The 23,311-nt window shown below is 45.9% G+C and carries 21 protein-coding genes; 18 read left to right on the top strand and 3 right to left on the bottom strand.

Annotation, left to right across the window (positions count from 1 at the left end):
- Positions 1-79 precede the first annotated feature (79 nt).
- From ACQQ6X_RS07040 to ACQQ6X_RS07010, 7 genes are all read left to right on the top strand, one after another.
- A complete protein-coding gene (locus ACQQ6X_RS07040; RefSeq protein ID WP_305164731.1) occupies positions 80-967 on the top strand; it encodes a DMT family transporter in 888 nt (295 codons plus the stop codon).
- A 188-nt stretch (positions 968-1,155) separates the two neighbouring features.
- Entirely contained in the window at positions 1,156-1,680 is a 525-nt protein-coding gene (locus ACQQ6X_RS07035) for a sigma-70 family RNA polymerase sigma factor (RefSeq protein ID WP_305164730.1), read from the top strand.
- A complete protein-coding gene (locus tag ACQQ6X_RS07030; RefSeq protein WP_305164729.1) occupies positions 1,673-3,223 on the top strand; it encodes a hypothetical protein in 1,551 nt (516 codons plus the stop codon). The genes ACQQ6X_RS07035 and ACQQ6X_RS07030 overlap by 8 nt, the downstream gene beginning before the upstream one ends.
- A gap of 126 nt (positions 3,224-3,349) precedes the next feature.
- Positions 3,350-4,126 (top strand): NAD-dependent epimerase/dehydratase family protein, encoded by a 777-nt coding sequence (locus tag ACQQ6X_RS07025; RefSeq protein WP_305164728.1) that lies wholly within the window; start codon positions 3,350-3,352, stop codon positions 4,124-4,126.
- A gap of 238 nt (positions 4,127-4,364) precedes the next feature.
- Positions 4,365-5,357, top strand: a complete 993-nt coding sequence (locus ACQQ6X_RS07020) for an ABC transporter permease (protein WP_305164727.1) — start codon at positions 4,365-4,367, stop codon at positions 5,355-5,357.
- Between the two features lie 17 nt (positions 5,358-5,374).
- Complete coding sequence (locus ACQQ6X_RS07015; protein WP_016821652.1) at positions 5,375-6,268, top strand: carbohydrate ABC transporter permease; 894 nt, start codon at positions 5,375-5,377, stop codon at positions 6,266-6,268.
- A gap of 111 nt (positions 6,269-6,379) precedes the next feature.
- Positions 6,380-7,921, top strand: coding sequence for an extracellular solute-binding protein (locus tag ACQQ6X_RS07010; protein ID WP_063210035.1), 1,542 nt, complete (start codon positions 6,380-6,382; stop codon positions 7,919-7,921).
- 77 nt (positions 7,922-7,998) lie between these two features.
- On the opposite strand, the gene ACQQ6X_RS07005 is transcribed toward ACQQ6X_RS07010, so the two are convergent.
- Positions 7,999-10,260 carry an AraC family transcriptional regulator gene (locus tag ACQQ6X_RS07005; protein WP_305164726.1) on the bottom strand — a complete coding sequence of 754 codons (2,262 nt, stop codon included), beginning with the start codon at positions 10,258-10,260 and terminating at the stop codon, positions 7,999-8,001.
- 228 nt (positions 10,261-10,488) lie between these two features.
- The gene (locus ACQQ6X_RS07000; protein WP_142613807.1) at positions 10,489-11,202 is read right to left on the bottom strand and encodes an expansin EXLX1 family cellulose-binding protein; all 714 of its coding nucleotides are present in this window, start codon (positions 11,200-11,202) and stop codon (positions 10,489-10,491) included.
- Between the two features lie 347 nt (positions 11,203-11,549).
- Here ACQQ6X_RS07000 and ACQQ6X_RS06995 point away from each other — a divergent pair, with 347 nt between their 5' ends.
- Positions 11,550-12,266 carry a metal-dependent hydrolase gene (locus tag ACQQ6X_RS06995; protein ID WP_305164725.1) on the top strand — a complete coding sequence of 239 codons (717 nt, stop codon included), beginning with the start codon at positions 11,550-11,552 and terminating at the stop codon, positions 12,264-12,266.
- A gap of 100 nt (positions 12,267-12,366) precedes the next feature.
- Here the strand turns inward: ACQQ6X_RS06995 and ACQQ6X_RS06990 are convergent, their stop codons facing one another.
- The gene (locus ACQQ6X_RS06990) at positions 12,367-13,446 is read right to left on the bottom strand and encodes a M42 family metallopeptidase (RefSeq protein ID WP_305164724.1); all 1,080 of its coding nucleotides are present in this window, start codon (positions 13,444-13,446) and stop codon (positions 12,367-12,369) included.
- A gap of 185 nt (positions 13,447-13,631) precedes the next feature.
- Here ACQQ6X_RS06990 and spoVAC point away from each other — a divergent pair, with 185 nt between their 5' ends.
- The 10 genes from spoVAC (at position 13,632) to yhbY (ending at position 23,308) form a co-directional block, all read left to right on the top strand.
- Positions 13,632-14,138, top strand: coding sequence for a stage V sporulation protein AC (spoVAC, locus tag ACQQ6X_RS06985; protein WP_305165064.1), 507 nt, complete (start codon positions 13,632-13,634; stop codon positions 14,136-14,138).
- Complete coding sequence (spoVAD, locus tag ACQQ6X_RS06980) at positions 14,135-15,157, top strand: stage V sporulation protein AD (protein ID WP_305164723.1); 1,023 nt, start codon at positions 14,135-14,137, stop codon at positions 15,155-15,157. The genes spoVAC and spoVAD overlap by 4 nt, the downstream gene beginning before the upstream one ends.
- Positions 15,154-15,510 (top strand): stage V sporulation protein AE, encoded by a 357-nt coding sequence (gene spoVAE / locus ACQQ6X_RS06975; RefSeq protein ID WP_063210042.1) that lies wholly within the window; start codon positions 15,154-15,156, stop codon positions 15,508-15,510. The genes spoVAD and spoVAE overlap by 4 nt, the downstream gene beginning before the upstream one ends.
- A gap of 211 nt (positions 15,511-15,721) precedes the next feature.
- Positions 15,722-16,681 carry an AAA family ATPase gene (locus tag ACQQ6X_RS06970; protein WP_305164722.1) on the top strand — a complete coding sequence of 320 codons (960 nt, stop codon included), beginning with the start codon at positions 15,722-15,724 and terminating at the stop codon, positions 16,679-16,681.
- A gap of 3 nt (positions 16,682-16,684) precedes the next feature.
- Positions 16,685-17,932, top strand: coding sequence for a DUF58 domain-containing protein (locus ACQQ6X_RS06965; protein WP_305164721.1), 1,248 nt, complete (start codon positions 16,685-16,687; stop codon positions 17,930-17,932).
- Positions 17,929-20,175, top strand: a complete 2,247-nt coding sequence (locus ACQQ6X_RS06960) for a transglutaminase TgpA family protein (RefSeq protein WP_305164720.1) — start codon at positions 17,929-17,931, stop codon at positions 20,173-20,175. The genes ACQQ6X_RS06965 and ACQQ6X_RS06960 overlap by 4 nt, the downstream gene beginning before the upstream one ends.
- Positions 20,176-20,318: 143 nt before the next feature.
- A complete protein-coding gene (locus ACQQ6X_RS06955; RefSeq protein WP_013372205.1) occupies positions 20,319-20,849 on the top strand; it encodes a YqeG family HAD IIIA-type phosphatase in 531 nt (176 codons plus the stop codon).
- Positions 20,842-21,969: a ribosome biogenesis GTPase YqeH gene (yqeH, locus tag ACQQ6X_RS06950; RefSeq protein WP_305164719.1), complete on the top strand. Its 1,128-nt coding sequence runs from the start codon at positions 20,842-20,844 to the stop codon at positions 21,967-21,969. Before ACQQ6X_RS06955 ends, yqeH begins: the two co-directional genes overlap by 8 nt.
- 105 nt (positions 21,970-22,074) lie before the next feature.
- Positions 22,075-22,944, top strand: coding sequence for a shikimate dehydrogenase (gene aroE, locus ACQQ6X_RS06945; protein ID WP_305164718.1), 870 nt, complete (start codon positions 22,075-22,077; stop codon positions 22,942-22,944).
- A 67-nt stretch (positions 22,945-23,011) separates the two neighbouring features.
- Positions 23,012-23,308, top strand: coding sequence for a ribosome assembly RNA-binding protein YhbY (gene yhbY, locus ACQQ6X_RS06940; RefSeq protein WP_013372202.1), 297 nt, complete (start codon positions 23,012-23,014; stop codon positions 23,306-23,308).
- Positions 23,309-23,311 lie beyond the last annotated feature (3 nt).

Below are 23,311 nucleotides of genomic sequence, written 5' to 3'. Positions count from 1 at the left end.
ATTCCTCTGTTGATAAAGTTACCCTGTAGGCGTAATATATTAAGTCTAGTGATTTTTTTCATAGAGGAGCGAGAGTATCATGGGAGAGTTAACGACAGCCAAGCGAATAATGATGATCGCGCTACTGGTTGTATTGTGGGGCATTTCTTGGCCCATCTATAAAGTTGCACTGGAATACACGCCGCCCCTTTTGTTTGCAGGGCTACGCACACTGTTGGGTGGTCTGCTATTGGGAGCGATTTTAGCACCGAGATGGAGTCGCATTCGCTGGAAAGAAAATTGGCGAGTGTATGCTATTTCAGGTATTTTTAACGTAGTCCTGTTTTATGGTTTGCAAACCGTGGGGCTGATGTATGTTCCATCTGGCTTGTTCTCTGTGCTGGTATACCTTCAGCCGGTGCTGGTCGGCATTTTTGCATGGATGTGGCTGGGGGAAGCCATGTCCAAACTCAAAGTGATTGGATTGATCATTGGATTTCTGGGCGTTGCAGCTGTCAGTGTCGGAGGGTTTTCAGGACATGTGGCTATTGCAGGTGTAATCATCGCTATTATTACAGCAGTGAGCTGGGCGTTGGGAACCGTATATGTGAAAAAGGTTAACCAGCGCGTGGATTCGTTGTGGCTGGTCGCATTTCAATGTACACTTGGAGGCATTGTGTTAACGGGAGCTGGTTCAGTAACGGAAAGCTGGTCAGACATCGTGTGGAATGTTCCATATATGTCAGGGCTGGTATTCGGGACTGTACTGGGAATTTCACTATCCTGGCTGCTGTATTTCACACTCGTCAATTCGGGAGATGCAAGCAAGGTCGCTTCCTATACGTTTTTGGTACCGGTAATTTCGGTATTTGTCAGTTCTATGCTGCTTCACGAATCGATTACGGCTTTTCTGCTGGTCGGTCTGATATTAATCGGCTTTAGCATTTATCTGGTTAATCGCAGAGTGAGGGTAGTACAGCAAGCTTAAACATAGTAATAAGAGAAGCAGGACCCTGCACAGGCGGCAGGGTCCCTTTTTTATGCTGGTAGAAGGTGTGCGGCTGACTTGTGAATTCAAGGTTCGCAAATTCCAATAAAACGATTTGACCGTGAGCCTCGTCTTATTCGTAACTAAAGAACAAATCCTGGGGTGACGGGACGGGTTCAAGGTTTAACATGCAGTACATTGGAAATGGGGGCAGTACAGCAGTGGAGGAAGAGTTGTTTTTTCAGAAAATATCAGCGCAAAAAAGAAGGCTGTTTGGTATCGCATATAGTTACTTGCGAAATCAGGCAGATGCAGTTGAAGCGGTACAGGAGACGACCTGCAGGGCGTGGGTGAAGCGCAAGCATGTAAAGGATGCAAAAAGTTTCGATTTCTGGGTGACCCGTATCCTCATTAATGTCTGTATAGATGAACAGAGGCGGCGGAAAAGGCTCGTTTTGACGGACGGTTACATAGATATCAAAACGAATGAAATGGTGAGCGACAGCATGCTTGATGTGCAAAATGCGCTCGCCAAACTGAAGCCCAAACATAGGCATGTTCTGATTCTGAAATATATGCACGATATGACGGTACCCGACATTGCACTTATTCTCGGAAAGCCGGAGGGAACGATAAAAAGTTGGGTGTACCAGGGATTAAAGCAGTTGAGACGCAAAATGGGGATTGAAGAGGGAGGACTTAACCATGCGTGAAGAAGAAAGTTTATTAATGACGACCAGTCATGAAATGAAAATTGCGGAAAAAAGAATAGACGACTGCGTCCTGGACTTTGCAATTTCACGAGGGATTGCTGAAGGACAGCGAAAAGAGAAGGGACGAAACAAAAAAGGATGGTGGCTGGGAACAGCCGCGTTGGGAGCGGCAGTCGTGACCGGAGCCATATTTGTCTTTCATCATGGAGCCTGGGCGCCTTCAGGTCCGTCGAACGCTCATTTTGATGCCCAAGTGGTTTCATTGGATTCTAAGGAATTCAGCGGTTTCCGCATGCTGACGGACAAGGAGCCCGGTGTACGTAGCGCTTTTGAGCTCAATGCAGTCCAGCCGCTACAGATTGCTCAGGAACAGGGGAACTGCAAACTCACTATCAACGGTTTTTATGCCGGAAGTGATCGAATAGCCTTGCTTTTCAGCTTTGAAAATAAAGGCACCAAACCCGTCGATTTGAACGATTTTGCCTTAGTGGACCGTTCAAAGCCAGCCTCCGCCAGTTTTACTAGGATCAACGTATCTTCCATTCATGGAACACGCACGGGAAAGATGTCGGGAGCACTTCACCAGTTTGAACCCGGCACTAGTTATGGGATCATGGAGTTTTATGTGGCAAAGAAAGCGGATTGGCTGAAATTGCAATTGAATGCGACCTTGACTCCTACACGAAACAGGAATTTGCAGACGGATATCAAGCTCCCTAAAAATCCCGTTAGTTTTGCGTTTAAGGACCCGACTGTTCTTTATGGTAAAATCCCAAATAGCAGCCGTTTTAGCCTCAACTTTGAGCTTGCCTCTCAATCGCTGGTATCTAACGATCGCGTATTCAGCATCCATAAAACGATGGACATTGCTGGTCAGAAGGTTGATGTGGAAAAGGCAGTGGTGTCCCCGGCCGGGATTAGTCTCGTTTATCGTTATGATGAGCGGAATACATTTGATATTCATGGGCTGGTGGAACCAAGCCTGGTGATTACATCGAAATCCGGGAAGGAATACTTTTTTTCCTCACTCCTGATGCCGACGTTTAACAGTTCTGATGGCCGGATTACGGCACTATTCAAAGATTATGAAGGTGCGGAGGATCTGCAGATACAATCGATCCGCTTCAAGACTTCAGGAATCCGCGGGATAGAAAAAGCCAAGTCGACCCTAGTTGTTGATATGAATAAAAAGCAAATTATTTCAAGTCCGGATGATACTGTCTCTATTGTAAAAACAGGGATTGCTGCGGGAGGCCAAGCTCAGGTGCTTGGACTAAAGCTTTCCCATAACGGGCAAAAACACCGAACGCTTTCTCTTGATCCCATTTTTATCGACGGCAATTATGACGAACACGAGCTCAAAGAAGGATATGATTGGTCAAACGAAGTACATGTGTATAAATCACAGGAAAAAAACGATACCAGCTTCTTCTACTATACTTTGGATAAGCAATATCCTCAGCCGCTTACCTTCCGTATTCGTGATTATGACCGTAAAATTTCTGATCCGCAGGAGCAGGAACTCATAGCTCCGGTTGAGTAATCAAGTCAGATCGTTAAAAGCTTAACAAGGCAGCCAGCGGTCTTGTTAAAGAGGTTTCCCTCCTTTGGAGTTGGTTAAAAATAGGAATGACACTATGAAACCCAATAAAGTAAGGAGAAACGGATAATGAGACGCAAAATATTGATTACAGGAGCGGCGGGTACCATTGGGAAAGTACTCTATGAAGGGCTAAAAGCGGAAGAAAAATATGAAATCATCGCGGCTGATGTGAGGAAGGATGAAGAAGCGGGAATTGTGGAACTGGATATACAAGATGCTGTACGACTGGCTGAGCTTACACGTGGAGTGGATACAGTATTGCATTTTGCATGGATTAAGGATGAAGGGGATTTCCTTGGCAAAGTGCTGTCTGGCAATGTAAGCGGAGCGTATAAGCTGTATGAAGCTGCGGTCCAAAATGGGGTGAAACGCATTATTTTTGCCAGTTCCAATCATGCCACAGGGTTTTATAAAGTAGGCGAAGCCATCGATGTAGAAGATCCTTACCGACCAGACAGTTTTTATGGACTGAGTAAGTGCTACATCGAGCTGCTAGGCCGGCTGTATGCCGATCAGGGCAAAATATCTTCAATAAATATCCGCATCGGTAATTTTCCTGGGGATGATCGGCCGCATTCGGAGCGTGCTGCCCATATTTGGATCTCTGAGCGCGATATGCTCCATCTGACCGTCTGTTGTATCGAAGCGCGTTCGGAGATGAGTTATCTTAATTTATACGGTACGTCAGCCAATACGGATAATTATTATGACATTGGCTACTTGGAAGAACGAATCGGATATAAGCCGCAGGATAATGCCGCCGAGCTGCTTGAGCAGGCCAAGAAAACTGGAGTTCGGGTGAAACAGGATGAAACCACTTTTCAGGGTGGGCAAAAGGAGTAGGGCAGATTAGATTGCCCCAATATGCTTATGAATGGGCTTAAGGCGTCGAACAGACGCCTCATATCACACAAAACTTCACAAATATCCGAATTGTTCACTCCTCTGGACACTCCTTTGTTCATGAAGCACGAGAGGCTTCACTTTTCATTTTGAATGCGCTTACATAATATATAGTCATACGGCGGCGGTGCTACAAACCTAGCGGTCGGTAATGTATATAGAGGGGGAGTGACTCACATTGAATCAGCCTATGCCCAAAAATTCTGCAATGCTTGCGACGGATTCCGGCTTGAACGGTAGGCTGGGAACAGGCAGGAAACACGGTTTTTTCTATGAACTGATCCGCAATCGAGTATTATTTCTGATGTTGTTGCCCACTTTAATTTTCTTCTTCATAAATTCGTACATTCCTATGGTCGGCATTTATTATGCATTTACCCAGTTCGACTTTAATACCAGCCTTTTTGAAGCCCAGTTCGTCGGACTCCAAAATTTTCGCTTTTTATGGCAATCCGGCACGTTGACAAAATTGACATTAAACACGGTTGGATATAACGCGGCGTTTATCTTACTCGGCAACGTGTTAGCGATTGTCCTCGCTATTTTGCTGAATGAATTGCGGGGCCGCTACTTTAAAAAGATCACTCAATCTGTGATGTTCCTGCCATATTTTGTTTCTTTCGTTATTCTAAGTGTGATCGTGTATAACATATTTAATTATGATAATGGTTTTCTGAACACGATGCTCGTGCAATTTGGTGGTGAACGTGTGGATGTGTATAACAAACCATGGGTATGGATTTTCCTGATTATCCTGTTCTATTTGTGGAAAAATCTCGGTTACAGTATGGTAATCTACCTGGCAGCGATCACAGGGATCAGTGACGAATATTATGAGGCAGCTAAAATAGACGGAGCTAACATTTTTCAACGAATCTGGTACATTACCGTTCCTATGCTCAAGTCCACCTTCGTTGTACTGTTGCTATTTGCACTGGGTAGTATTATGAAAGGACAATTTGATCTGTTCTATCAATTGATCGGTAACAATGGTGTGCTGTACAATACGACAGATATTTTGGACACTTATGTGTATCGTTCCTTGAAAGTAACTTTTGATGTGGGTATGGCTTCGGCCGCAGGCGTGTATCAATCCTTGTTCGGATTTGTACTGATCATGACCGTGAACTATATCATTCGCAAGCTGAACGACGAATATGCCTTATTCTAGAAAGGAGGACCCAACGGATGGCGATCAAAGAGGATGTATACACTCGACTTTTTAAAATCATTTCCTATGTGATTATCATCGTGGCATCCATTGCTTGTTTACTCCCGTTCCTACTTATTATTTCGGCTTCACTAACCAGTAATGAATCGATTATCAGGGACGGCTATCACTTTATTCCACAGCAATTCTCGCTGGAAGGATACCGGACGGTGTTCACCTTTCCTGAAGAGGTGTTAAGGGCGTACGGGGTGACGATTTTTACCACAGTTGTAGGGACGACGCTGGGCCTGTTCCTGATGACGATGGCCGGATATGTGCTGGCGCGTAAAGATTTTAAATATCGCAATGCATTCTCATTTTATATTTACTTTACAACGTTGTTCGGAGGCGGATTGGTACCTTGGTACATTATGCTGACGAAGTATTTAGGGTTGTTAGATACGTATACGGTGTTGATTTTCCCAGGATTAATGACTCCGTTTTTGATCATTTTGATGAAAAACTTCATTCGTTCCTCTATGCCGGAAGAGCTGTTCGAGTCCGCTAAAATAGACGGTGCGGGTGATTTTAAAATTTACTATCGAATTGTACTGCCTTTATCTACCCCGGGTATTGCTACTGTCGGACTGTTTCTGGCCTTGGCCTACTGGAATGACTGGTTTTCATCCTCACTCTTTATTAATGACCCGCATAAATACCAGTTACAATACTATCTGTATAATGTAATTAACTCTATGCAATTTATTGCTCAGATGGGTGCAGGCACCGGTGTGTCCCTGTCCAACGATATGCCGACAGAGTCGACTAAAATGGCAATGGCGATCGTGGTTACGGGTCCCATTTTACTACTGTATCCGTTCATTCAGCGTTACTTTGTCAAGGGGCTGACGATTGGTGCGGTAAAAGGATAATCGGCACTTAAAAGCTAAGATGGCATGATGTGCTGACATTGTGCCATCCAAGCATCACTTTTTGTAAGCGTTTTATTTGAGACAGACTACCATTTCAAAGGGAGGATTCACATGACATTTACAAAGAAAAGAAAACAACGCATGTCCATCCTGATTGCAGTCATGGTTATCATGGCACTCTTAGCCGGATGTGGAGGAGGTAGCGGAAACAGCGCACAAAAAGCAAATGGAGAGGATGATAAATCCCAGAAAGTTCAGCTGCAATTTTATATGCTGGGTGATGCGCCTAAGGACCTGCCTACCATTGAGGCAGAGATCAATAAGTTGGCGGAAAAAGATTTGAATGCCACCGTCAAATTTAACTATACGACGTGGACAGACTGGGATCAAAAATATAAGCTGTTATTGTCTTCGGGCCAGCCTATTGACCTGATCTTCACTGCGGATTGGACGCAGTATCAGGCCTATGCCAAGAAGGGCGCATTCCTGCCGCTAGACGATCTGCTGCCTAAGGCTGCACCTGCCTTGCAAAAATTTGTACCACAGGATATGTGGGATGGGGTTAAAATTGGAGGCAAAATTTATACCGTGCCTGGCACGTACAAAGAATATGTCACAAACGGTTTTGTATGGCGTGAAGATTTACGTGAAAAGTACAATTTGCCTAAACCGACCGATATCAAAAGTTACGAGGCTTATATGGATGGGATACGCCAGCATGAGCCGGGTATGAAAACCGTATCTTTGAACAGTGATATCAAGGGAAATCTGCATGATCGATATACCGAACTAGTAACGAAGAGTATCGGTGCTTTGCCTTATGGCATTGGCATCAAATATGAAAAACCAACAGAGGTGTATAAATATTGGGGCTCAGATGAACAAAAAGAAGAGCTGAATACTTACAAACGTTGGGCTGATAAGGGATTTATTCCTAAAAACGTGTTAAACGTAAAAGATACGCTTCAGGATCAAGTCACTTCTGGGAAAGCAGCGAGTATTTTCGGCGACAATCCAACCCGCTTTAATGATATGGTCATTAAGCTCAAAGCATCCCACCCGGACTGGAAGCTCGAGTACTATCCATTCCCGCTGACAACGGGCTATGCAACTCCGGTGCATCCGATTCATAACGGCTTTGCAATTCCAAAAAGCAGTCCGAACCCAGCCCGCGCATTGGCCTTTTATGAAAAGCTGGTGACAGACAAACGCTATAACCTGCTTACGCAATATGGTATTGAAGGTAAAAACTATGAAGTCAAAGATGGTTACTATCATATGATAGGTAGCGGTAGCACGAATGGATTTTCACGGGAAGGCATGAACAGCTGGGCTTGGCGTAATCCGGAATACATGCTGTTTGATTCAGGTTTTGACCGTGTAAAGAAGATATTTGCTGAGCTGGATAAAATTCAGAAGCCTGATCTGTTTACCGGCTTTGCAGAGGACTATACGACCTACCAAGCAGAAAAAGCAGCATTGGAACAGGTGGAGAAGCAGTATCTGTATCCACTTCAAGCTGGACTGATCGACAACGTTGATCAAGGCCTTGAGACCTTTTTGCAAAAAGCGAACCAAGCTGGCTTAGAGAAAATTCAAACCGAATATACAAAACAGTGGGAAGCTTACGTGAAGGAAAAGGGGATCAAATAAAACGTAGAGAGCTGTGATCTAAAGCAGAAAAGCAAGTCTCCAGAAAGGTGGAGGCTTGCTTGCTTTTTTGATGCCGCTTATTGCGCATTCGCTTTGGAGCGTCGAAAATCTGTGGGTGTCACGCCCAGGCTGCGTTTGAACATACGGTGGAAATAAGAGCTGCTTGCAAATCCGGTTTGTTCTGCCACTTCTGCCACCGACCAGTCGGTCTGTTCCAGCAGTTCACAGGCCTTGCGAATACGGAGCTGCTGGATGACGTCCACGATGGTGGACATGGTTTGTTGCTTATAAAGCCTACTGACATAGATTGGCGACATATCCAGCTCTTCCGCAATCTGATTGAGACAGAAATTAGGGTCCGTATAAGCTTGCTCTATACGTTCATTGATTTGCCGTACCAACCGTTCTTGTTTCGTATTTCGTTTTTCCGCTAGACTGGAGCGAATCTGATCAAAGACCAATTGGTAATGATCGATAAGATCCTCGGCGGTCTCTAATCGATCTGGAGACGGTAATTCTGGTATAGACTCGATAGCTAATCCATTGAGCTCACTGATATGCCGAACAGCATTGTTCACACTCATGATGAGCCGAGAGATTGCCACCCGAACAGAGGAAAACGGATATTGCTCCATATGCATTAACAAGTCTTGAAACAGTCGGTGTGCATCCTCCGTATGACCCGATAGCAGCGTATCCAGCAATTTTTTTTCTTTATCCGATGGAAATACATAAGTAGGTTGGACATCTTCATTTGTAGCGTTTCGCGCATTAATAATACAGCCATGTCCCTGAAAAAAACGGTGCATAGATGCGTTCTCTACCTGGCGGTACAGCAAATGCAGCTGTTCTGGTTGGCTCGTAATCGCGCTATAGGTTAGGGATACACTCAGCTTCAAATATTCGAAACAAGCTTCGCGTATTTGGCGTAATAGGGTCTCCAGTAGTACTGTGTCTGTATGTTCCGCAGGGTCTAAAATGTTGAGCATTAACAGGACGCTATCCTCATCCATATCAACGGTCTCCACCCGATACGTCTGCCCGCATATTTCGGATGCGATATTCATAATCGCAAACTTGTAGGGTAGCAGATCAGGTCCACGCTCGCTTTGCCACCGCGCATATTCATCTATGCGCAGGAGTACAAGCCGATAGTTTTTGTCGAACTGGAATGTAATCCCAAGCTCGCGGAGGCGTTCCGGTTCTTCACCAGCAGGAAGATTTCGGGTTCCGCGAATCACATTCCGTAAAATGTTTTGCCGGATCGTGTACATACTGTTGCGTTTCTCCGATTCCAGTGAATTCATTTGCATAACAATTTGGCCAATAGGCGTATATAACATTTTGGACAGCAGCCAGGAAGCCACGAATCCTGCCATTCCGATGATGGCTGCGATCAATAGCATTGCATTACGAATAACACTCGCCATTTTGATAACGCTTTCATATGGTGTGACACTTATATACTGCCAACCTAGTCCATCCGGGGAAGTATAGGAAATCAACGATCTTTTACCATGAAAGTCTTCTACAAAATAGCCTGTTTCCTGTTTTTTGACTCTAGTGTGCAGCCATAGCTGTTCTTTCTCGTTCAAAGCTTCGTCTGTCAACGTTGTCCCAGACAACAGTCTGCCTTGATCGTCTAAAATATAAGCGGTTCCGCCTGAGATGGGGTTCGCCGCCATTTCCTTGTTCATCCAGGCCGCTGACACATTCACAATTACAGCTGAATTTATCACTTCGTTCGAGTTAATGGCGTCATAACATAAATACGTATAGGCTGCGATATTTGGGCTTGATTGCTCTGAGCCAGCTCCGGAGTCTGAGGCAGACAACAACGGATACGTGCGTGGAATAGGCGTAAAGGGTTTGTAGTCCTGATAATGATCCAGCACGCGAATGATGTCAGTATCAGCCAGTTCATGCTTGCTGAATAACCCATTTTGACCTTGTGAGGACGCAATGTAGAAGGTGTCACTTTTAGGGTTATACACGTAGATGGATTCAATATACGGCATGGAGTTAAGATAATTGTTTAATTCGGTCATGGCAGCGGTTACATCATATACATTGGGTTTAGGATAATACAACAGTTTGGATAGGGTACTGCTGCGGTACATTTGGAATGCCAACGATTGAGCAATAGATGTCATGTTGATGACCTCTTTGCTTCTCAACGCTAAGCTATTGTGATTGGCTTCGAACGCCTGCTCCTTTTCCACGCGAATGTAGTAGAAATAATATACAGTGGTGGATACCAGCAACGTTAATGTTATACATAACGTAATGCTGACCAGCAATTTGCTGTGAAGCTTGTGATGCTTTTTGAAATTGCTCATATGAACAGGCCTCCTGTCTGTGTGCACATAGCTGTAAAGTACACCCTATTTATGTATTCATTATACGTATGATCTTATGAACAGGACAGTGAACAAACCAATCCTTTGTGAAAAATAATGACTTTTACGTAAAAAGACCGGGAACACGCCACGCAAACTAGATTGCGTCGGTTCCCGGCCGGGTTTATATATTCAAATGTAAAGAAGCAAACATGAGGCGTACTTCCATCAGTCAGGAAATTGAACGTTACCTTTAACGATATAAGCTTGGCCTGTGCCATTTTCGGCTAGAGCTGGGATGGTATCATTGAGCACGACACCGCGAATGTCCGTCATCCGTATTTTCAGAGGCTGTTTTCCTAAGTTAGTACCCAAAAAGTGGTTGTAATCCTGTTTTTCAAGATTGAGCCATTGCCCGTTTTGTTGGACTTCCATTTTAAGGACCGGATATTTATGATTGCGTACTTGAATAGCTGCCCACCATTGGCTGCTGCCTTCTTTAATGCGATAGGAGACATTGCCGCTAACCGGAGCTTTGACAACTTTCCATGAAATATTGATTTTTCCATCCTTCTGATCACCAATCAGATTGAAGGCATTCGGAGACAGGTCGAGCGCACCACTTGGACCCTCAGGGTATAAATCGGTTACATATACAGTTGTTTTTCCTTTGGGACCTTGAACTTCCAAATAGGCTCCGGCCAATGCGGCTTTGATTCCGTTATAATTCAGTTGTGTGGGGTTAAGCGCTGTGATTTTGGCATCAGAAGGGATGGGATCAAGTAGTAATGCTCCTCCAGAGTAACCTGATCCTGTATATGTGGCGTACCCCGTGTATGTATCATTCCAAGCAGCTGAGGCAGGCAGGGCGAACAATACGACACTTAGCAACGATGTTAGACCGATCGTTTTGAACTTTCGGAACAGAGATTTTTCTCGCAAAATGATTTCCTCCTTGTTCATGTAATAGATTTATATAGCAAATATAAACACTATATTACCTAATATTCCAAATTGTACAATAGGACTTTGAGGCAAAAAGAAATAGTTGGAAGTATTTGTCGATCTACTCATAGGACATATGGCGTGTTTTAAAAAATGACTGTGTAGATAAAGAACCGGGGAGGATGAAGTGAAAGGGACAAAACTAGGACTTTTGGATGAAGTCTTTTAAATAGAATAAGCGAACTATTGTTCTCTTTTTGATTGTCGTATACAATCGAATCATGCTGATTTTAATAGAGTAGTGTCGATTCTGTGTATGCTGCAACGAAAGGATGTTATGCATCATGATGGGAAGAGCCCATTTAATTATTGGAACCGGGGTCTCCCTGTCGGTATTAGCCTTAAGCGGGTACGAAGTGACTCCGGCTGCCGTGGCCGTTGCTGTGGTCGGTTCATTGTTGCCGGATATTGACGAGCCTAATTCCATGCTTGTGAGCCGGGCGTTACCGAACAAGATGCTTAGACTCGTACAGCTTCTAATGATTGTGGCTGCGGGTTGGGTGTTCTTTACCCGTTTGGCTCCGCCGCCCTGGAATCTTGTTTTGGCTTTGCTGATGATCAGCGCTTCTTTTATGCCTTCACGGTCCATGCGTAAAGTTATTATTTTTCTAATTGGAATCGGCCTAGCTTGGTATGGAGGATCGTATGCGCCCTGGAATTATATCGCAGGGTGTCTGCTGATCATATGTACGCTTGTTCCACACCGAGGATTGACGCATACGGTGTATGGGACAGCAGCATGGACTGCACTGCTTTATGGTACGACACGTTTGCATGGCGACAGCATATGGCTGGCTGGAGGGATGGCATACTTGCTGCATTTATTGGCAGATTCCTTAACGAATAACGGAATTAAGCCTTTGCCACCCTTTAAATGGAAGCTTCGATTTAAATTGATGAGCACCGGAACCCGGAAGGGAACAAGGGTAGAAAATGTATGTATCACCTTAACAGCTGTGCTTGTAGTGATTGCGCTGCTTCGGTACAAGCATTTAATCTGAGTTCCTATATTTTTTGCTTCTATTAATCTAAAAAAAACAGTCAAGTGCACGTTGTATGTGTCTTGACTGTTTTTTATAGCTTCCTATTCTTTGTTACTTTTTAAGCTCGCTCAACAATGGTATTCAGCGTTGTGCGATCCAGATTTTGAACCAGCTTAATGATCAGCTCCTTGGCTGCATCATAATCATCCGTGTGAATAATGGAAGAGGATGTATGGATGTATCGTCCACATATGCCGATGACGGTGGATGGCACACCAATTCCGCTCAAGTGCACTTGACCAGCATCCGTTCCTCCTGTGGAGATAAAATATTGGTACTTGATTTTGTGAGTTTCCGCCATATCTTGCACGTATTCCACAATCCCGCGGTGTGTAATCATACCAGGATCAAATACCCGCAACAATGCGCCTTTGCCAAGCTGCCCGTATGCATTCGGATCTCCACCCATATCGTTGGCAGCACTGCAATCCAGTGCAAAGAAAATATCCGGCTGAATCAGATTGGCAGCTGTGCGTGCACCGCGCAGTCCCACTTCCTCTTGAACTGTAGCTCCTGCATACAATGTATTTGGAAGCTGATCCTTTTCCTTATGTAATGCTTCCAGAAGCTCAATGGCCAGGCCTACACCATATCGATTGTCCCATGCTTTAGCCATGATTTTTTTGGGATTCGCAAGTGGAGTGAAGTCACAGATCGGGGCGATAGCTGTTCCGGGTACGATCCCCAGATCCTGGGCTTCCTGTCTGCTGTCTACGCCAATATCCAGGTACATATGCTTAATGTCCATCGGCTTACTGCGTTGTGCTTCATCAAGCAAGTGTGGTGAGACAGAGCCAACTACACCGATCATTGGACCATTTGGAGTCAACACTTGAAGGCGTTGTGACATGATGGCTTGGCTCCACCAGCCTCCAACCGGCTGAAAGCGAATCATTCCATTTTCCGTGATGCCATTCACAATAAAACCCACTTCATCCAGATGCCCAGCTACCATTACACGGGGGCCACTTTCTTGCCCGCGTAGCACGCCAAAAAGACTGCCCAAACGGTCCTGCACGATTTCATCCGTATAACCGGATATTCGTTCTTTAACCCATGCCCGCAGCTCCCGCTCATGTCCAGAGATGGAAGGAAACTCTGTTAAGGTTTTAAACAACTCCAATGTTTTTGCTTCCATGATGTATACCTCACTCCTTATTAATTAACCAGTGGTTGTCATCTATTCAGTATGAATGGATTTGTACGGAATGTCCACGATATCATTTTCCTGACATAACATTTCCCCAAAAAGCTCATAATGTTAAGGAGCCAAGCAATCTGAACCGCCAAAGCGCGGAACTTACGAATAAGGGGTGGTGAATGATGCCAGCTAAGTCGGGACAGCGCGGTTTTCGTACCAATTCGTCGCCGTTGTCCATAAATGAGAAAGACTATCAAAGTGTTTCCCAAAAGCATGAACCTTCCAGAAACGTATTTGCCAATTGTGTGCGTGCCTTTCTGGTCGGAGGCGTCATCTGTGTGATTGGGCAGGCGATCCAGGAAGCCTTTATGGCAGGGATGCATATTCCCGCCAAAGAAGCTGCGGCACCAACTGCATCCATGATGATTTTGTTGTCTGTTATATTAACCTGCATCGGGGTCTACGATAAGATTGCCCAATGGGCTGGAGCAGGAACCGCAGTACCTATTACAGGTTTTGCGAACTCGATGTGTTCATCTGCATTGGAGTATCGTTCCGAGGGATTGGTGCTCGGAGTGGGCGCCAATATGTTCAAGCTGGCAGGCTCAGTTGTCGTATTCGGTGTTGTGGCCGCATTTATCGTGGGCGTGATCTACGCGATCCTCGGTGTGGGGGGCAATCACTTATGAAAAGACAGGGAGGACAAACCTGGAAGTTTGAGTCGAGGCCGCGGATCATTGGTAGTGCAACTGTCGTAGGCCCAGATGAAGGGGAGGGGCCGTTGTCTACAGATTTCGATTATATTTATGACAATATCGAAATAAATGAGAAAACATGGGAAAAAGCGGAACGAAGATTAATTGAGCATTCTACAGAGCTTGCGCTGATCAATGCCAATTTAAACAAAGAGGAAGTACAATTTTTCATAAGTGGTGATCTGATGAATCAGATTATCAGCAGCTCATTTTCGGCTAGCAAGCTTTCTATTCCCTATCTAGGCGTATTTGGTGCCTGCTCAACGTCGATGGAAAGCTTGGCTTTAGCATCACTTATTGTGGATTCGGAGGCGGGTGACTACGTAATGGCGGGTACAACTAGCCATAACTGTACTGCAGAAAAGCAATTCCGCTATCCTAATGAATACGGAGCACAAAAGCCTCCTACGGCTCAGTATACGGTTACCGGTTCCGGGGCAGCCATTGTGGGTCATGCTAAGTCAGGCACGGTGGTGGATTGTGCTACCATCGGGCGTGTAATGGATATGGGCATCAAAGACCCCTTTAATATGGGCGGGGCCATGGCTCCAGCGGCGGCGGATACGCTTTTGTCTCATTTTCGGGATACTGGCAGGGACCCTGGTTATTATGATCTTATTGTAACAGGGGATTTAGCCTCTGTAGGGTTGCCGATTGCCAAGGAGCTGCTCAAAAAAGACGGATATGATATGAGCCAGACGGAATTTAATGATTGCGGTTTACTGATTTATGACATCAATAAGCAAAAGAAGGTTATTGCAGGGGGAAGTGGTTGTGGTTGCTCTGCTGTTGTAACTTATGGGCATCTGTTAAAGCGGCTCGAAAAGGGAGAATTACAAAAGGTGCTGGTCGTGGCAACCGGGGCGTTATTATCTCCTTTGACTATACAGCAGGGTGAAAGCATTCCTTGTATTGCACATGCTGTAGCTTTTGAAGCGGGAGGACAAGTATGATATATCTATGGGCTTTTTTAGTGGGCGGTGCTATTTGTGTCGTAGGTCAGCTGATGATGGATGTGATCAAAATGACTCCAGCACACACAATGAGTACGTTGGTGGTAGCAGGTGCAATTGCGGACGCTGTCGGAATATATGATCCGCTTATCAAATTTGCTGGAGCGGGTGCGACGATTCCAATTACCAGCTTTGGTAACTCACTCGTACATGGTGCATTAACTGAATTGGAAAAGGACGGATGGCTTGGTGTCATTACAGGGATCTTTAGTGTAACAAGTGCAGGGATCTCCTCGGCGATTATTTTCTCTTTTCTGGCATGCTTGTTTGTCCGTCCAAAAGGAAGTATATAGTAGCTATACTTTGAATATGACAAAGTAATAAAATTGTATACGTGAACCCTTCGGAGTTTGGAACCGAAGGGTTTTTTTGACTGTTCCAAACCTGTTACGTACGAGAGAAGATGGGGCTTGAATAATATGGGTAGGGAGTTAAGTGTACTCTATGTCCGCCTTCATGTACAATAATAGGAAACATGTTGCTATCTAGGAGGTTCACAGAGTTATGCCCGTGCGTCAAGAATCTGTGCAGATTGTATCTGCAATCCGTTCTAATTTGGAATCATGTATATTAGGTAAATCCTTTGAAATAAAATTACTGCTTACAGCTATGCTGGCGGGTGGACACATTCTGATCGAGGACGTTCCGGGTACGGGGAAAACGCAAATGATCAAGGCCCTCGCTAAATCCATGCGTGGTGATTATCGCCGTGTTCAATGTAATCCTGATATTCTACCGAGCGATATTACAGGCGTATCTATATTTCATCCACGGGACGAGCGTTTTTATTTCCGTCCGGGTCCTGTGATGACTAACATTTTGCTGGCAGACGAAATTAACCGCGCCACGACGAAAACCCAGTCGGCTTTGCTAGAGGTTATGGAGGAACGAAGTGTGACGGTGGATGGGGACACTCATATGTTGCCTCATCCATTTATGCTGTGTGCCACTCAAAATCCGATTGATTTTGAAGGCACTTATATGCTACCGGAAGCGCAATTAGATCGATTTATGCTCAAAATCAGCTTAGGCTATCCTGATTTGGAGACGGAGCGAAACATGTTACTTCATCATCAGGCGGGTCAGCCAGCAGACCGTCTGGAGGCTGTAGCGCATATGGAACAGATTGCTGACATCCAGCAGGAAATCAGAGATATCTATATGAATGAAGTGGTGACCTCCTATTTACTCGATATCGTACGAGCGACAAGAGAACACCCATCCGTGCTGCTGGGCGCTAGTCCACGGGCCGCACTTGCTTTTGTTATGGCTGCCAAGGCATACGCTTTTCAAGACAATCGCGACTATGTCCTGCCTGATGATGTGAAGGCGCTCGCTCCTTATGTGCTGACGCATCGTTTGCTGCTGCGCCCCGAAGCGCGCCTGGATAGTTCCAACGCCCAGTCCGTGCTGCAGTCCGTGCTCCGACAGGTTCATGTTCCCGTACGAATGGAGCGTTCTTAGGGAATGAGTATGGTCAAAAGGAAGCGCAGGCTTCCCCAGCTATCAAGTCGCATCTGGCTTATGCTATTTATATGGGTGGTGTGCCTGCTTTATTTGTTGTTCCAAGGCGGAAAGACATCGGTCATGCTGTTTTCTATGGTTACGTTGTTAATCGTTTATTTATGGATGGTGGGTCTGAGTGGAGTTCGTCGCGTTCAGGGCCACCGGCAGCTTTCGCAAGGCTCGGAGTTTGGGGAATTGCTGCATGCGGGAGATCAGGTGCATGTAAAGCTCAGTCTGAGCATTCCTGGCTTTCTTCCGTTACCCTATGTCATTGTTCGTGAGGTGCTTAAGCGACATACAGGGGAATCCTGGTCGTTTGAAGACAGTGTCATCCCCAGTATGAAAGGGGGCGGCCAGCTTACTTTTCAAACCCCTGCTTTAGAACGTGGAAGTTACTATTTTGAGGAAACCGAATGTGTGAGTGAGGATATCTTTGGCCTGTTGGAGCACAAGGGCAAATTGAATGCACGTGGTGAATTTCGGGTGCTCCCCCGAACGGTATTCATTCCATATTGGCAAATCAATGATCGCCGCTCAAGGATGTCGGGACCGCAGACCGTCCAAACTCGAACACGTCGTGAAACGACCCAAATCAACGGTGTGCGGGATTATGTATATGGAGATCGGTTTTCACGCATCCACTGGAATGCGACAGCTCGTACAGGCAGCTGGAAATCCAAGGAATTTGAACATGAAACGGTTCCCAAAACGATGCTTGTACTGGACGTACAAACAAAGCATTATGTAAACGCCGATCAGTTTGAGCTAGCTGTATCTTCTACCGCTTCATTGCTGGAATATGGTGGACGGGAGCGGATGGGGGTCGGACTGTGTACAGCTGGAGAGAAGGGGACCGTTTTTCAGCCAAGTGAGCAGGCGATGGAACGACAACGAATGATGCATCACTTGGTGGACATTCGCACCACTTTGCAAGGCAGCTTGATGACCGCTGTAGAGAGCTGTGTACGCCAGTTTCCGCAAGGCTGTTATTTTATACTGATTAGTCCGCTGAAGGATCAGCAGGCGCTGGAACTTCTTCGCTGGGCCGATACCCGGGGGATGACCCCGTGCCACGTCTATATTGGGGAAGGCTCTGCCGAGGGAGAAGCTGAAAAATGGATGAGTATGCTTCGCGCAAGGGGAATTAAGGGCTACGATGTTGAGAGCCTCGAAGAGCTTCCGGCTGTAATGGGGGGAGGGACACAATGAAAAGCTGGTTACAATCGTTAAAGAGCTCCTGGGCCCCCGCCTTTACTTTCTTGTGGATTACTATTATTGCTATGCAATGGGTGTCTTTTGCATCCGAATTATGGCTGGAAGAGACAAGGGCACTTGTACTGACGACCATTACCATGCTGGCGCTGGTGAAGATTTTACTACCATTCCGTCCATGGATAGAATTTGTCGTTAAGGCAGTAACCCTATTTTTTATTTTGTATCGGACATTAGTGTCTTACTCCATTATTATCCCTTTCGGTGGGGTGGCCAATCGTCTGGACCAATTTATATCTAACATGTCTCCTTATGTTTGGTTTTCCCTCATTGCTTGGCTAGTTATTGAGATGGTCCCGCTTATCGTTACCACGAAGCAGCGGATTCTAGTTTTTGTGGGCATCAATATTGCAGCTCTGGCGGTGCTTGATTCCTTCACACCAAATGTGCTGTGGGAGGAGGTTGCCTGGATTGTCTTTGCTGGTATGGGATGGCTAGTGACACAGCATATGCAGTATTTTCGTCAACATTATCCTCAAGGATGGAAGCAGATTCGGCGTTATCCGTATAAAATTGCGGCTAATATTGCTGTCATTTTTGCGCTCATTATTATGGCTGGTGTGAATATGCCCGAGGTGCAGCCCGCTTTGACGGACCCCTATACAGCGTGGACCCAGCGCACTAGCTCAACCACCGCAGGAACCACCAATGGATCTGGGGTACTGAATCAGCGGATGAACACCGCATCGGGTTATAGTCGCCAGGATAATCGATTGGGTGGAGGCTTTAATTTTGATTATTCACCTGTCATGACCATCACAACTAATCAGCGAAGCTATTGGCGAGGAGAAACGAAACGAACCTATTCCGGTACAGGCTGGAGTGACGTGGGCAACGATGATCCAGCACCAAATGAGGTGTCGATGACCGCAGAGCTTGAAAACGCACAAGAAACGAAGCATTCCACTGAGCAGGTCGTACAGACCGTTACAATGCAAAATGATCAGAGTTACCCTGTTTTGTTTGGCGCCTATTCGGTGCATCGTGTTCAATCGGTAGATAGAGATTCACGGGCCAACGGGTTGCATTGGAATCCGGAACAGGCGGAACTTCTATGGAATCCATCCTCTCGAAAAACTGCCTATCCTAAAACGTATACTTTGGTGTCGCATGTTCCTGTGATTCCTGAGAAAGAGCTGCGTAGAAAAAGTTTTAATGAGTTGTATGGAAAAAACAAACAGGAAGCCTACTTGCAAATTCCAAAGGAGTTGCCGCAGCGGGTTCGTGATTTGGCTCGCAATGTAACGGCAACGGCCAAAACGCCGTATGAAAAAGTCGGATTGCTACAGCAGTACCTACAGCAAAATTATGCATATACGAACAATCCGGACCTTTCACGGAAAAGAAGCAGGGATTTCGTGGATGCCTTTCTGTTTGAGATTCGGGAGGGCTATTGCGATTATTACTCCACTTCATTAGTCGTAATGGCTCGCTCTGTTGGGGTTCCAGCCCGTTGGGTCAAAGGGTATGCTCCTGGCCAGCAGACGTTTTCCGATGATGCAGCTGCGGGCGATGGTGACGAAAACATGTCATCTTACTCCGTTACAAATGCGGATGCTCATTCCTGGGCAGAGGTATATTTAGGCGAATATGGCTGGATTCCTGTAGAAGCTACGCCTGGCTTTGACATGCCACTGCTTACGGAACAGGAGGATTCAAAGACTCCAGAAGCCCCAGAGGTCAAAGATCAGCCAGAACCAGAGCAGCCTGAACAAACCCCGCAGATGAACTCAGGGGAAAGCTTAGAGATTCATCCTGTAATCATAGGCTCTGCTGTTGCCATTCTTCTATTATGGGCTGCTTATATCATTTGGCGTAACCGGGCAGACATTCACTTTTATCTACTGCGTTTACGTACAGGTAAGCCGCTGACTCCGGATGAAAAGGTGGTCGTCGAAACGGAACACTGGTTACGGTATATGCGAAAGAAAGGCTTTGTCCGTGCCAGCCATGAGACGCTGAGGGAATCAGTCGACAGATGGTCACAAGAAACACCGGAACGCGCTGCGATTTTACATCGATTGCTCGGATATTTTGAACAGGCGCGTTATAGTCCTTCGTCGGTAACCGCGGAGGATTGGCGGACTGTTCGTCTGCAAGCATTCCTGTTGCAGAAGGAATCATGGATAAAACGATGGACTGGACGTAAAGCAAAGTCTGATCAGAAGGATGAAGGCTAGTCTATTTTTATTAAGTATGAGCAGTGTAATTTTTCATCTTAATCTATAAGTTTAGTAAAAAGCTGTCCGTTTGTTGCGGATAGCTTTTTACTAAGCCATAGTAATATGGTATAGTTTGTCGTATGAAACTGAGGTGACCGACGTTGTTTGAAATGCTGATGCCCAAATTACGGGTGAATACTGTCTTTGATATTGATCTTGAAGGCTTGTATGCTCAAGGATATCGCGGCATTATTACGGATCTGGATAACACGCTGGTCGGTGCAAAAGCGCCGAACGCAACTCCCGAGCTGGTGGCCTGGTTTGAAAAGGTCAAACAGGCGGGTTTTAAGCTTGTCATCGTGTCTAACAACAATATGGACCGTGTATCCGTGTTTGCTACGCCTTTGGACATTGAATTTATACATGCCGCCCGGAAACCATCCAACTCGTCCTTTCGCAGAGCTATACGTATGATGGGACTTACTCCGGAAGAGACTATTATGGTCGGGGATCAAATGTTGACGGACGTATTGGGAGGCAACCGAATGGGTTTGCATACCGTTTTGGTGCTGCCGATCTCCATTCATGATGAAGGAGTCATGACCCGATTTAATCGACGGTTGGAGCGAATCGCGCTTACAAGGTTGCGTAAGAAAGGCTTATGGCTTGAGGAGGAAAAGAAGAATGACTGAAAGACCTGACGGCGGAACTGCCGTCAAATGTAGTGGCTGCGGTATCACCATGCAGACCACTAGTCCGGAGCTTCCGGGATATATTCCTGAGAAATTATTAACTCGCGAACCGGTTATTTGCCAGCGTTGCTTCCGGATCAAAAACTATAATGAAACCTCCTCGGTGACGGTAGATCAAGATGAGTTCTTGAAGCTGCTTAGTCAGATTGGGGACAAGGATGCGCTTGTTATCCACATTGTAGATATTTTTGACTTTGAAGGCAGCTTGATTTCCGGCTTACAGCGTTTTGTAGGTTCCAATCCGGTTGTACTGGCAGTCAATAAGACCGATTTGTTGCCTAAGGTGACAAATTGGAACAAGGTACGTAACTGGGTACAAAAGCAGGCAAAGGAGCAAGGGCTACGCACGGAAGAAATCGTATTGTGCTCAGCTAAAAAAAATCAGGGCTTTGACCGTCTGCTGGATGTGGTATCCGAACTGCGTGGTAACCGCGATGTATATGTGGTCGGTGCCACAAATGTAGGCAAATCCACGCTGATTAACCGCCTGATTCGCGATTACAGCGATATGGATCAGGAACTCACCACGTCTCGTTACCCTGGAACTACACTCGATATGGTGAATATCCCGCTCGACGACGGCAAGCACATTATTGATACTCCGGGTATTGTATACCCTTGGCGATTTAGTGAAATTGTCTCCCGTCAGGATTTGAGCGCCATTATGCCTGACAAACCATTGAAGCCTGCAGCATATCAGTTGGATTCCGGGCAAACATTGTTTTTCGGAGGAATGGCCCGATTCGATTTTGTAGATGGTCAGCACCAATCTTTTACCTGCTACATTAACAGTGGTCTTAAAATACATCGCACCAAGCTGGAACGGGCTGATCAGTTGTTCGCTGATCATGCCGGGGAGTTGTTATCTCCGCCAACACGCGATCAATTGGCAGAGATGCCAGAGTGGACAAGACATGAGTTCCGTGTTCCACGCAAGTCTCCATCGGACATCTATATATCCGGTTTGGGATGGATTAGAGTGAATAGCGAGAACGGAGCTCTGGTAGCGGTTCATGCTCCTCGAGGAGTCCGTGTGCTTTTGCGGCCTGCGTTGATTTAACAATGCTGTAACCAAGTTATAGGGCGGCAAGGAACACATACGGGTTCCTGCCGCCATTCATGTATTTGAGCGGCCTAATATTTTGCAATATGGGGGAGAGCAACGATGAACAGCGGGGAGTCTGGAGCAACCGAACGAGATCTTGTACTATTGGGCGTATTGGGTGATCCGATCAAGCACTCCAAATCGCCTCTTATGCATAAAGTAGCCTTACAGGCAGCGGGGATTGAAGGGGACTTTGTACCTCTTCATGTCACACCGGACCAACTGGAAGATGCCGTGAAGGGGATTCGTGCGTTGCGTTTCCGTGGAGTCAATGTGACGATTCCCCATAAAGTTGAGATTATGAAATATCTGGATGAGATTGATGAAGGGGCTCGGCTTATCGGTGCTGTTAATACGATAGTGAATGACAATGGACGGCTCAAGGGCTATAACACGGACGGAATTGGCTATGTGCGTTCCCTTAAGGAAGAGACTTCTGTCGAGTTAAAAGGCGCGAAAATTGCCGTTCTCGGAGCCGGTGGGGCTGCCCGTGGCGTAATTCATGCCCTATTGGAGGAACAGCCTGAATCGGTTATCATTCTGAACCGAACACGTGACAAAGCTGAACAGCTGGCGCTGGAGTGGACGACAGAGGCAATTCCAGTCACGGGCTATTCCAACGAGGATGCCAAGAGTGTGCTCACTGCGGTAGATGTGTTGATTAATACGACCTCGGTCGGAATGTCTCCTTTATCGGATGAGCTTCCAGTGGAAACGGATCTGATTCCAGAGGGAATTATTGTAAGTGATTTAATCTACAACCCACCGGAAACGAGACTTTTACGCGAAAGCCGTGAACAGCGCGGCTGTACTGTACATGGTGGCTTGGGCATGTTTGTGTACCAGGGAGCAGTGGCTTTTGAGTATTTTACGGGCGTAGCCCCTGCAGTAGACCAAATGAGAGCGGCGGTGCTGAGCAGCCTGTCGTAAGTGGATTATATTTTAAAATTATGGAAATGCCGCATTGTATATGTGGCGACGAAGGGGTTAAATATACATGTTAACAGGTAAACAAAAAAGATATCTGCGCTCGATGGCGCATCATTTGGACCCGGTTTTTCAAGTAGGTAAAAATGGTACCAATGAGCACCTTATGCGTCACATCAACGATGCGATTGAAAAGCGTGAGCTGATGAAAGTACAAATTTTGAACAACTGTTTGGACGACAAGCATGAAATTGCGGAAGAACTGGCAGCAGAAACGGGTTCAGAGCTTGTGCAGTTGATTGGAAGCACCATTATTTTGTACAAGGAATCTCGTGATCATAAGCAAATCGAATTGCCTAGAGGATAATAC

Origin of the sequence: Paenibacillus ottowii (assembly GCF_050516475.1) — a bacterium.
Classification (GTDB): Bacteria; Bacillota; Bacilli; order Paenibacillales; family Paenibacillaceae; genus Paenibacillus; species Paenibacillus ottowii.
Note: the sequence above shows the minus strand (reverse complement) of the source record. Positions and strands in the feature narration are given on the sequence as shown.